This is a genomic window from Candidatus Pseudomonas adelgestsugas (genome assembly GCF_004124255.1).
In the GTDB taxonomy this organism is placed as follows: domain Bacteria; phylum Pseudomonadota; class Gammaproteobacteria; order Pseudomonadales; family Pseudomonadaceae; genus Aquipseudomonas; species Aquipseudomonas adelgestsugas.
In genome coordinates, this window is record NZ_CP026512.1 from 138,602 (window position 1) to 151,148 (window position 12,547).

Here is a 12,547-nt window from a genome sequence, read left to right on the forward strand (position 1 = left end):
CTTCAAAGGCTGTATATGTTTTGTTTAAAAGAGTTTTATGTACTGCTACACTAAGCATTTGAAAAAGTTAAGTCAGACTTCTCTAAAATATATTTTTAGTAATTTGTTATATCGCTTTGCGATGGAAATCTCGAACATCTGCTCTGAAAAAATATCACAATACGCAAGATGTTATCTTGGAGCGTTAGCTAAGTAAGCCATTTAATTAGTTATCACTAATTGTTGGAGACGAATAATTTCGCAAAACATTTACAGGACTAGGGTGGTAACCCTGATATAAATATATTCCTATATATGAAAGCTCTAGTATGGATGCTATCCATGTCTAGTGGCTGCAAGTCTAGCTTGGGTCAAGCGCGATTTTGTATATCTTTGTATACGGTATTTTGGCAGCCTGCTATGCCACTTGTTTCCAGTTGAGATTAGATGTGTCTGTAGTTTATGCAAGTATTTTTTATATGTATACCAAATAGCTGCCTGTTGTGAAAATTTTAAGTATCTGTAAAACGTTTGAGTAAACTAGGTGTAATTCTTTATTGATACCTGCGCGTAGCCGTATTTTTATTATAAAATCTAGTCGGCTAATCTGTAAGCTAGTCGTATATTGCGGATTTGGTAGTTATAGTTTAAACATAATCTGTTTGGCTTGAGTTTATTAGGTAGCTTGCCTTACAAGCTGTATAGCATAATTGTCAAATTAGTAAATTAATGATCCTGTGTAGAAGATCGCACTCAAGGATCCTAGTGTCCATAGCGGTTAAATTTACTCATAACATGGAAGTTTGTAATTTAGCTTTTATAATATAGTCTGTGTTATAACCATGTAGTTGTTATGGAATACAGCTTTGCAGGTTATCATGAGTTGACACTGTTTCAGTGAGTTATTGATGGCCACCTACCTGCCTACCTTGAGCAGGCAAGCTTGTACTTAATGCAGTTTTATAAATAGCCAGTCTATAGCATACTGTTAGTGAACTATCATAGACTGCTTGGTAGCTTGTATTGTCAAAGTTAAAGTGTAAATTCTACTCAAGTAATGAATAACGTATCGTGCAATGATAATAGTATTTAATGCTTATGAAGCTGTGCAGCAGTTCTGTCACTAAACCATTAAATTTTTACAAGGTGCACGTCTTATTTAGTGAAGCCCATAAAATGGTTTTTATTTTGTCAATTAGGTTTTTCTGTATAAAAAAATATCATTAATCTGATGCAGACATATAATAATATCTCACATATGATGTATCATAATAAATTTTACGAAAAACCTAGCTTGATATGGATTTAGCGCACTTTTTACCTAAAACAATACCAATATTACTATATTACCTTATAGCCATGATGCTTGGCTAGTTTTAGTGAAGTGTTTAACGTAAGTTGCTAAACGAATAATCTGCGTTATGACTGTTAGTTCGTGTGCTTGTGTTCATTCAAATGTCTTGACTAGTTTAAGGCGGCATTAGTTTAATTGAGTGACGAAGCTTTTTTGCAGGTGAGTCACTTAGAGAAAGCTAGAGAAGATAGTCAGCCTATACGGTATCAGGTGCCGATGGTTGTTGGTGGTGGTTTGATTGTCATAAGCTCTACGACAATCAAGGTTAGGCAAATCATTATCTCTTACGCTGTAATAGTTTGTTTTTATATTCAAGACGTGTAAGCGGTACGTAATAATAGCTTTATTACAAATCTAAACAGTGCCTTCTACGAAACGGTGCCATAATGCGTAATATACCCGACCAGATTTATGCTCTCTATGTAGACGCCAGCTGCTGGGTAGGCTAACAGTAGATAGCGAGCTACCGCTTTCAGTATAGATCCATGCATCCACTGCTAGCCACTGGCGTTTTTCCAGCAATGCACATACTGTCGGTAACAGGTTTTGGTTGAATGGAGGATCAAGAAATACTATGTCATATCTATTGGTTGCTTGGATTTCTAAGTAGCGTAATGCGTCTACAGTCTGAACCTCACCAGTAGTACAATGCAGGGTACGTAGGTGTTCTTTGAGTTTGGATACTGCAATATTGCTAGTGTCCAAACTCAAACCATGTGCCGCTCCACGAGACAAAGCTTCTAGAAATAGTGCGCCGCTGCCTGTAAATGGGTCTAGTACCTTGGCGCCACTGATGTATGGTGCAAGCCAGTTAAATAGTGTTTCACGCACATTGTTTAGCGTTGGGCGCAGATCGACAACATCTGGTAAGCTTAGTTTAAAGTTACTCCATTCACCACCAATAATACGTAGCTGGCCCATACTACGATGGATGTTGTGAATAAATTTTTTCTGGCGAAATAAACTGGTCATTTATACTCCAGAATTACTAGTGGCTGCTTAGCAGGTTTATCAGTGGTGACGCCTTCGGTTAACTTACGCATAGTATCTTCCATTTTTCTTTGCGTTTGGTCAAGTCTTTAATGTGGTTAGTAAACATATGTCTTCCAATAAGTGCATGGTTACAGTCGTTCATGAGTAGCTTGGGTTTGTTAATTAATTAATTATTAGTTGGCCACATGTACCTGTATCGGCAATAAGTCCAAGGCATATATCGTAAGTATCAGAATACCTTGTACTTACCTCACTTAATTTAAGTGTATACTTAAACTACTACCACTAATAATCTGGTTATCCATAGATAAGGTTTCGTAGTTCTAGTCAGCATTAGTCGATGCATAGTTGCGCAAATAAAGGATACATTTGCTTAAATAGTAAGTTTAATATTGGCTAAATTGGCTTTTAGTTCAATCTTACTGCCAGTTATTTTGCTAAATATTGCTAGAGTTGCACAAGCGATACATATTTTTTGTTTAAAATAGGCGTCATGATTTTCAAATCTACTGGTGATTTTATCTGCTATTTTTATTTATCATGCTACTATTGAGTATAGCGTTAGTTAATAGTGCTATGTCTAGAAGGTGTTACCGTCTTGTTGCTAGCAGTGACAAAACGTGGTTGCGTCGATCAGATGTAATAAGATCAGTCGTCTATTTTATAATTATGCATAAGCTATTTACTTAGATAAAATATAGATAACGCTCAAATGTTTACAGATGAAATATATGCGTGGATCTTTCTAGATATTTTAACTAGATTTTATCTAGCAGGTGAGCAAACTTATTGTCTATGGATCTCTAAAATTGCTTGATAGTTTCCAGGAAACTATCAGCTTCCTAGTTTATCCTTCAAACGCTAGTAAATTATGAAATCACTTAGGTACGGATATGTTTTAGTGCTGCAATAGTTGCAGTTTAACTATCAACCTGCCTGATAAGCTCCATAGACTGGTTTCAGTATGTAGCAGTGGTCTTGTCTTATGCTGATTTAGTGGTATCTAAACCCATCAAATTAGAACCGATGATTACGCTCGGCAGTTATAACAACACGTGTATAGTCAGCGCAAATATTTGTCTGTCTAGGCTAGTTTTAGTGAGAGCTTCACTAGTGGTATCTTTAACGATGGAGTCAAGCCCAAGTAGCTTCGAGTTATGCTGCTTGACTTTATCTGTGATCATGTCACATGGTTACCATGATGGTGTTATTGTATTAGTATCACTAATACTAATTTAGTTATACATCTCTTTGATTTGTGTGTGTTTTCGGTTCATCATCTAGTCAATGGTCTACGTTTATGGTGTTTGCTTGTGTCGATAGGCTATCTTTTTAAAGTACCAGTAGGTCTATAGGTACCCTAATTGTTGTCAATGCATATGCGGATTTTTTGATCATTTTGATTGTGTAGTTGCACTGCACTCATTAGTCAGTCAGCACAGACTATAATGCAGTTAGTGTTTATATTAAAGGCGATATAGATTATCATGCAAGATCAACGATGCTCCTCCAGGAGAGACTTCAAGCGTTTCTTTGGGCTTTACACATGCAAAGGTTGAGAATTAATACTGGGTCTAGTCTAGGACTGCATAGCTAGAATCGATTTTCTGCTAAATCTGAAAAAACCACTACTCGTTTATGATTGTATTCGCATAAAAATATTTTAAAGACAGCCGTTATCTAGGGTAAAAGCATATATTGGTTTTTTTGTCTGGCAGCCAAAGCTAAAAGGATTAGATAAATTTGTTCCTAAACAGTAAACTAGAGGTGTATCAAGCCAGAGCATTCATTCGTGTTTTAATCAGTTAATTTTGTTTGCTTCATCTTAATTTCAGTAAGCGAAAAGGTATTCTTACTGATAGAGCGATAAACAATAGCTATTATGCGCTAGATTATAGTCTTAGGAATGCAATAATTAAGCTAAGCATCATACTATTGCTAGCTTTTGCTGATTTGATCACTTCAATCCTTATCAAAACAATTTGTTGAGGCCTTTATCTATATTTTATGATACGCTTCGTATAAACAAGCGCATGTTACAGTCGTTTATTCTGTAATAAATTTATTTACTGAGGCGTTCTGGCGCATCTCTACTTTTGGAGAGCCCTTTTCTATGTTTAGCTTTGATGGTGATAAGAAAGATTCAGCTGTAGTTGGTACAAACAAAAGATTATTCAGATGGTTGCGCAACAAACCACAGGGAAGCGTCGTCGAGCAGCCACAAATTCAGCTTAAACCGACTGCAGAAGCTGTTACAGAATCCGAGCATAAGTCATTGCTAAAGTTGCTGACAGATGAAGAGTCAGCAGCTACATCAAAGGCTGTCACCACGCGTGCTAAAATTAGCAAAACTGGGTTGTTCGCTAACCTAAAACAAAGTCTGAGTAAAACTAGCGACAGAATCGGCGCAGGTATAGCTAGTCTATTTCTGGGCGAGACAATTATTGATGACGAGCTTTTGGAGAGTATAGAAACCCGTCTTCTCACCGCAGATGTTGGTGTTGAAACTACTGCTGTACTCATCAATAATCTGAAAACAAAAGTTGCACACAAGAAACTGTCTGATACTGATGCGCTCTACAAATCACTGCAGTCTGAGATGGTTTCTATTCTCAAGTTAGTAGAAGCACCGCTGATGATCACGTCAAAGAAGCCATTCGTGATTTTAGTGGTTGGAGTTAATGGTGTCGGTAAAACTACAACAATTGGCAAACTGGCAAAAAAACTGCAGCTTGAAGGCAAAAAAGTCATGCTAGTTGCTGGCGATACCTTTCGTGCTGCAGCCGCTGAGCAGTTGCAGGTCTGGGGAGAGCGTAACAAAATTCCAGTCATCGCCAAGCATACTGGCTCCGACCCCGCGTCTGTGATTTTTGATGCTATGAAGACCGCTAAGACGTGCAGCATAGACGTATTGATTGCTGACACTGCTGGTCGTCTGCATACAAAAAATAATCTGATGGAAGAGCTGAAAAAGGTACGACGTGTAGTTGGTAAGCTTGAGGCAGAAGCCCCGCACGAAGTGTTGCTAGTGCTTGATGCTGGCGTCGGTCAGAATTCTATCAGTCAAACTAAACAATTCAATCAGATCATAAAGCTAACTGGCTTAGTTTTAACTAAGCTCGATGGTACGGCCAAGGGTGGTGTAATTTTCGCCCTGGCTAAACAGTTTGGGTTACCAATTCGTTATATTGGTGTCGGTGAAGGCATAGACGATCTATGCACCTTTGAAGCTGAACCATTTATGCAAGCGCTTTTCGCCGAGCGAAGTGTTTATGATTAGATTTGAATTAGTCAGTAAACGCCGACACTAACGTGTATATAAGGTTCTTATAAGCTGCACTTCCTAGTGCATCGCATCGAATTTCTTTATAATTAAGTATTCTAACGCTAGTGGAAGTAAGTTTTTTCGCTTTACTACTTTTGCTAGGCAATGAGTATGTTAAGCTATCGGCAAGTTGCTAATAGCAGGCTAGATATTTCAATGCTATTAGCAATGCATAAATTCTGTTCTTAGGCTTCTAGATCGTATTGTTCCGGCACTCTTAATTATCATGTTATCGCATTGTGCCTAATAAAATCGCCTTGCCATGATAGATTTTTTAGTTTGTCTCAGACTCAAACTATCTAACGCATCAATTTGGTTTTTGGCTATTGAATACATAGAGCTGTCGAACAAGACTTACCTTATACTATAGTGATCTTGTTTATTGATTACTTCGATATACGTCTGATGTTCAAGATTATAAGGCTTGTCTCAAGATATTAGTCACCTGCAAAGCAGATGATCGGCTGCTTTTATCTGTATACTGACGTGGTGGTATAAGTTTTTTTGATAATTTTGAATGCTGGTGGAGTTAGCGGTGCGCAGTGCAGATTTCCTTGTAATTAGCTTTTCAAATACTAGGTAAAAAAGAGTGAAAGATTGCTAGATAAAATAAAGATTTTTACTGGCTGTATCTGGATGTTGAGCGTATCAGCATAGATCAAACTACCTAAGTATTTATAGTAATTATTCAGCTCTAGTGAGGTACTTAGAGGATTACCCATAGAGCTCTTTGTTTGATAAAAGTTAGTGGTACTGAATAAATTCGCTAAACATGACTTTGAGATTATACGATAAAAACTTGCATACATACTAAAAAAGGTATAACAAACAAAATGTGAACTGACGATAAAATTAGTATTTGTATTAATTTAGTGATAAATCATACTATTCGCATTTATATTGAATATCGGCATATTGAGATAGAATCAATTGAATTGGTCCATGGTATAGACAGCTGTATGCGTTGCTTCATGTATATTGGCGTGTTTTATAGTTTTGTGTATTAGAAATTTTTTCTAAAGCTGTTTTTTGTTGTTGATGGTTTAAAAATTGTTGTGTATGGCTGTTGTATTGGGTCATGTAGATGCTTAGATTACGGTGGCCTTTTATTTATTTGAGCTATTACCGAAGCAATGAATGTTTATATGAATGTGGGTTCGTTTATATTGACCGTATTGATAATTTAGAAAAATCGTCATAGGTTTTAGGTTAATTTTCGTAGTTTTGAACTGAATTAGTTATGTGAGTCGGAGGTTTTTTGTATGATCACTTCTCTGCAACCTGCCCATGCTTTAGTTCCTGGTGCAAACCTGGAAGCATATCTGCACACAGTTAATAGCATTTCACTATTGACTCCAGAGAAAGAGCGTGAACTGGCTGAGAGTTTTTACTATGAGCAGGATTTAGGGGCTGCCAGACAGATAGTTCTTGCCCATCTTCGTTTTGTCGTACACATTGCTCGTAGTTATAGCGGTTATGGCTTAGCCCAGGCTGATTTGATACAGGAAGGTAATGTAGGCCTAATGAAGGCCGTAAAGCGTTTTAACCCTGAAATGGGCGTGCGCTTAGTGTCTTTTGCTGTGCACTGGATTAAGGCAGAGATTCACGAGTTTATCTTGCGCAATTGGCGCATTGTCAAAGTCGCTACCACCAAGGCTCAGCGCAAACTATTCTTCAACCTGCGCGGCCAAAAAAAACGCTTAGCTTGGCTAAGTAATGAGGAAGTCCATCGCATGGCCGAAAGTTTAGGCGTTGAAACGCATGAAGTACGTGAGATGGAAAGCCGCCTGACTGGCCATGACATGGCTTTTGACCCTGCCGCTGAAGCAGACGATGATAATGCATTCCAATCACCGGTTAATTACCTGGAAGACCACCGTTATGATCCGGCGCGCCAACTAGAAGACGCTGATTGGAGTGATAATTCAAATCAAAATCTACACGCAGCGCTAAAAGCACTGGATGACCGCAGTCGTGATATCCTTTGTCAGCGCTGGCTGGCAGAGGAAAAAGCAACTCTACATGATCTAGCGCAGAAGTATAATGTGTCTGCCGAACGAATTCGTCAACTTGAGAAAAGCGCGATGAATAAACTTAAGTTATCAATAGCTGCCTAGAATGCTATAACAAGACAAAAAATGCTTTGATTGGAAGGCTAGTTATTCTATTTTTTTATTGGAGTTAAAAAAATTTAAAATCACTGGATTTGATCGACGCAGCTAGCTTAACTGCTGATACATGCTAAATTTTGTCATGTCAACGCAGTTGGATGGCCCTTGCTGCACGCCTAATATACAGGAAAAGCTACTATTTGATAAAATAAAAAAATAGAATATTAAAGAACCGTATCAGTTTGTCAGTCAACATACGCATTAGTGCTATGAGGCGTATGTTGACTAGGTTGAACTACTTTATAATCGATTAGTGCACTTAGGTAGTTATAGCTCAGCAACGCTAATCTAGTTACAGTACAGATCAGTAAAACGATAGTGAGCTATAAGTATGCTATTTAGTTTAATAGCTAATTATTTAAGTTGTTGCAGGTAGAGCTGTTGTAGACATGCTTAATAGTTTAGATTTAACTAAATGTTACGTCGTCATTTAGCTGAAGCTAGATGTCGTTCAGCATAACCAGTGCTTTGAGTGTTACTCTCATTAAAATAATTAGGCTAAATAGTGTAGATTATTGTCTACAACTAGCAGACCTGTATGCACAAAATGACTATTTGCAGACTCCGGTAAGGTCTCAACATAGTTTGACAATTACTTATAAGCATTATTTATATAGACAATCTCTTTGTCATAACACAGTACGTACTACTCACTACACCTCATTTATTATTCATAATCGGCAGATATCGCAATATAGAAAAACTTTTCTAGTTATCGCTAGAAGTTATTATTGATGATCAAGCCAGAAAACTAAACGTGATCAAACCATTCAAAATTGCTAAATTTTAGTTAAGGAAAGCCTTGATATAATAGTGTTACTCTTACTAGCTATAACCTGATTATAGCCAGCTAATGAACTTAAATTGACTGTATTATAGTAAGACAAACTGTTTGTCTGATTTACTTTAATTTAGGTATCCTGCAACTTATGCAATTTAGAGATATTCTTTAAAAAACTAAAATCTAGGTGCTGATTAACTCGATTATCACATATTCTCAGTAGTCAATTTAATAAACTACAGTCATAAAATACATAATTGCTGTATACTATTTACAATGTTTTGTCGGGTGCATATTGAAAAACCCGTCTGCTAGTGCTTTGTTATTGTTGGATGTCATAATTAAGTAATAATAATTAATGATTAAATCAAATGAAATATTGTACACGGTAAAAAAAGGTAACGAAGCTAGATACCGCCGTATCAAAAGCTTTGTAATGCGTGCTGGTCGTATGACTAAAGGACAGCAAAATGGTCTTGAGCAGGGTACGCCATTATTTGTATTGCCATTGGCTAACTCACCAGTAGACTACGACCAGATATTTGGTCGTTTGGCCCAGCGCTCACTAGAAATTGGTTTTGGCATGGGCCAATCCTTGCTAAAAATGGCGGCATCCGCTCCGGAACAGGACTTTATCGGTGTTGAAGTGTATCGCCCAGGTGTCGGTGCATTGCTTAATGGTATATTAACCCAGGGCCTAACTAATCTACGGGTGTATAACTGCGATGCGATTGAAGTGCTCAACCGTTGTATTGTCGATAATAGTCTCGATCACTTAATGCTATTTTTCCCGGATCCATGGCATAAATCTCGTCACTATAAACGTCGCATTGTCCAAGCTTCCTTTGCTGAACTGGTGCGCACTAAGCTTAAGGTGAACGGTATTTTGCACATGGCTACCGATTGGAAACCGTATGCCGAATATATGCTAAAAGTGATGGATATCGCGCCTGGTTATCATAACCTAGCAGAATCTGGTAGATGTGTGCCGCGCCCGGTTGATCGTCCGATCACTAGGTTTGAGTGTCGCGGCGAACGATTAGGGCATAAAATTTGGGATTTTAAGTTCGAGAAACTGACTTAGCTTTCGTATGATCTACGACGTAATACAAATCAACGCTGCAATCGCTATAGGTCTTAGGTTATATCGTGCTATTTATAGCATGCATAGTGCATTATAAATGCGTTATAACTGTTCTTTATTTTACAACCATTAATCTATCTAAGCGCTAAATTACATCAGATCAGTATCTGATCAAGCTATGGATATTTTTAATATATTGCTATTGCTATCGCTAGATACAACAGCAAAATCTAGCATAAAGTTTGTTTAGTTTCCATAGGTATTTAGTTTAAAAATTTTTGCAGTAGGTCATTAAGAAATAGTTGTCCGCGGTTAGTCGCTGCTAGTTGTGACGGTTTAATCTGCATTAAGCCACTGTATTCTGCTTGACTACGGCCTTTGTTTAGGCTATCTAGGTCAAGGTTAGTACGTTGTGTATAGAGGTTGGCATCAACGCCTTCAGTTAGTCTCAAAGCGTTCATTAGGAACTCAAATGGAAGTTCTTCTTTAGTTAGTTCTTTTGTTCCGGCTTGGAAAGTTTTATCCAGATTCATGTAGTCATTCGGCATTCGTGTTTTCCACGTACGTACAATACGCCCATCTGGATGACTAAGCTTGCTGTGTGCGCCAGCGCCGATGCCAATAAAGTCACCAAAGTTCCAGTAATTTAGGTTGTGTTGTGCTTGGTAGCCTGATTGTGCATATGCCGACACTTCGTACTGCGTATAACCATTCTTAGCAAGTAATGATTGGCCGGCTTTCTGAATCTCCCACAGAGTATTTTCTTCTGGTAGAGTAGGTGGTTGACTCCAGAATATAGTGTTGGGTTCTATAGTTAGCTGGTACCACGATAAGTGCGTTGGCTTCAGGATAATGGCCTGGCGTAAGTCTCTCAGGGCATCGCCCAAGGACTGACCAGGTAAGCCGTATATTAAGTCTAGATTGAAGTTATTAAACCCGGCTTTGTGTGCCATATTAACAGCGCGTAGAGCTTCATCCGCATCATGTATGCGGCCTAAGGCCTGAAGCTTGTTTTTTTGGAAGCTTTGGATACCGATAGATAGGCGATTAATTCCTAGCTTGCGGTAAGACACAAAATTCTCTTGTTCCACAGTACTTGGATTAACTTCCAATGTGATTTCAATTTCATCGGCAAATTGGATATGGGCCTCGATATTCTTGAGTATATAACTCAGCGCAGCAGCGCTAAATAGGCTCGGTGTACCGCCACCAAAAAAAATCGAGGTTAGCTTACGATTGTACACCGTATTGAGATCTTGAGCAAAATCATCTAGCAAAGCATTTACATACTCTTCTTGCGGCAGGACATTGTGAGCAGTGTGGGAGTTAAAGTCACAATAAGGGCATTTGCGTACGCACCACGGAATATGGATGTACAGTGCTAGTGGCGGTAGGAGCGGTAAAGCTGCCCAGGGCATTTTTATGCCACCGCTGGCAATTGGTTGCGAAGCAGTGTTCTTGGTCATTTTGATTTTAGGCATTTGCGTAGTAAATACATTACACTGGCATGGCGATTAGTCTAGTACTTGCTAGTATGGCTAAGTTCGACATTAGAAATACTGTGTTACAGTATTCAAAATAATAAAGCATCGCCAAAACCTTATCTGCTAATTGCTATATGTAAAATACATTAGCGCTACAAGTTTTAGTATATGATTGGTGAATAGTCATCGGTATAATACACTTAGTCTATATAAACAGGCAAACCGTGTCCTACGTCAAGCATTTGGCACGTCTTTGAGATTACCACATAGCGTAGTGCAGCCAACTGCATCATCTTTACTATTAGTTGTCTTGCGCTAAAGTAAATGCTAAGCCATGGTCGCTAAAATAATCTCTAGTTTAACTATGGCTATCTGTTTTAACTAGCAAGGTTATAGATAAGCGCAGCATGGATGTGCTTTAGAGGTCGTATTTTCGACAAATAACAGGTTGGTATTTCCAGTCTAATCTAGCTGGTCTTACTGATTCAGTGTAGTTATATATATTTATTAAGCATGATTTGTAGTTTTTTAAGTATGTCAGGTTTTGTGGCTATGCATGATCCAGATTTGTTGAGCAACTTTCTAAGAAGTAAGGTATTTCAATATACCTATGACACCATCAGACAAAATTCTAGTAGTGCCATAGGTAGCGTCTGTTGCCATGGTTATAAAGGCCAAGGCACATGATGAGTAAAATATCTAAAGAAGCTCATATATTTTGCCTGAAGACGGTTAAACATCAGTTTAATGGTCTGTTAGACCAGGACTGCTGACGTGGTAAATACCGATTTCACCTAGTAGGTTTGGCCATAGTTTACTTGCCCAGCCGTGATGGTGTTGTTGATCTACTGCAAGACGATTTATTACCTTAGCTTTACGCTTGCTACATAATGTTTCGAAGTCTTCGAAGGTACAGAAGTGGATGTTTGGCGTGTTGTACCACGTATATGGCAAGAAGTCCGAGACCGGCATACAGCCTTTAGTAGCTAAGTACCAACGGCAACGCCAATGGCCAAAATTAGGAAAAGTAATAATGCACTGGCGGCCAACACGCAGCATTTCGTCAAGAATGCGGTCAGGGTAGTGTACAGCTTGTAGGGCTTGTGTCATGACTACAATATCAAAGCTATTACTGGTAAAATTAATTAGACCCTTATCTAGATCCTGCTCAATTACGTTGACGCCCTTTGTGATACATTTGGCAATATTGTCCGGATCATTCTCTAGTCCATAGCCAGTGACGTGCTTATTGTCTCGTAGCCAACTTAGCAGTTCGCCATCACCGCAGCCAAGGTCAAGAATACGGCTGTCTGACGGGATCCAGTCTTGGATAATTTCTAGGTCTGCCCTCATGTTTTTTCCTACGTATACATGCT

7 protein-coding genes are annotated in these 12,547 nt (G+C 38.4%); 3 read left to right on the forward strand and 4 right to left on the reverse strand.

Annotation, left to right across the window (positions count from 1 at the left end; all coding sequences use genetic code 11):
• Nucleotides 1–1,687 precede the first annotated feature (1,687 nt).
• Both rsmD and C3B55_RS04540 read right to left on the reverse strand, forming a co-directional pair.
• Nucleotides 1,688–2,305 (reverse strand): 16S rRNA (guanine(966)-N(2))-methyltransferase RsmD, encoded by a 618-nt coding sequence (gene rsmD / locus C3B55_RS00365; RefSeq protein ID WP_129210453.1) that lies wholly within the window; start codon nt 2,303–2,305, stop codon nt 1,688–1,690.
• 1,064 nt (nt 2,306–3,369) lie between these two features.
• The gene (locus C3B55_RS04540) at nt 3,370–3,510 is read right to left on the reverse strand and encodes a hypothetical protein (protein ID WP_157978044.1); all 141 of its coding nucleotides are present in this window, start codon (nt 3,508–3,510) and stop codon (nt 3,370–3,372) included.
• A 929-nt stretch (nt 3,511–4,439) separates the two neighbouring features.
• Between C3B55_RS04540 and ftsY the strand changes: the two genes are divergently transcribed.
• From ftsY to trmB, 3 genes are all read left to right on the forward strand, one after another.
• Entirely contained in the window at nt 4,440–5,606 is a 1,167-nt protein-coding gene (gene ftsY / locus C3B55_RS00370; RefSeq protein ID WP_129210456.1) for a signal recognition particle-docking protein FtsY, read from the forward strand.
• Nucleotides 5,607–6,913: 1,307 nt separating this feature from the next.
• Nucleotides 6,914–7,768: an RNA polymerase sigma factor RpoH gene (gene rpoH, locus C3B55_RS00375; RefSeq protein WP_129210458.1), complete on the forward strand. Its 855-nt coding sequence runs from the start codon at nt 6,914–6,916 to the stop codon at nt 7,766–7,768.
• Between the two features lie 1,193 nt (nt 7,769–8,961).
• A complete protein-coding gene (trmB, locus tag C3B55_RS00380) occupies nt 8,962–9,687 on the forward strand; it encodes a tRNA (guanosine(46)-N7)-methyltransferase TrmB (protein WP_129210460.1) in 726 nt (241 codons plus the stop codon).
• Between the two features lie 263 nt (nt 9,688–9,950).
• Here the strand turns inward: trmB and hemW are convergent, their stop codons facing one another.
• Entirely contained in the window at nt 9,951–11,153 is a 1,203-nt protein-coding gene (gene hemW / locus C3B55_RS00385; RefSeq protein WP_129211855.1) for a radical SAM family heme chaperone HemW, read from the reverse strand.
• 762 nt (nt 11,154–11,915) lie between these two features.
• Nucleotides 11,916–12,524: a methionine biosynthesis protein MetW gene (gene metW, locus C3B55_RS00390; protein ID WP_129210462.1), complete on the reverse strand. Its 609-nt coding sequence runs from the start codon at nt 12,522–12,524 to the stop codon at nt 11,916–11,918.
• Nucleotides 12,525–12,547: the final 23 nt, after the last annotated feature.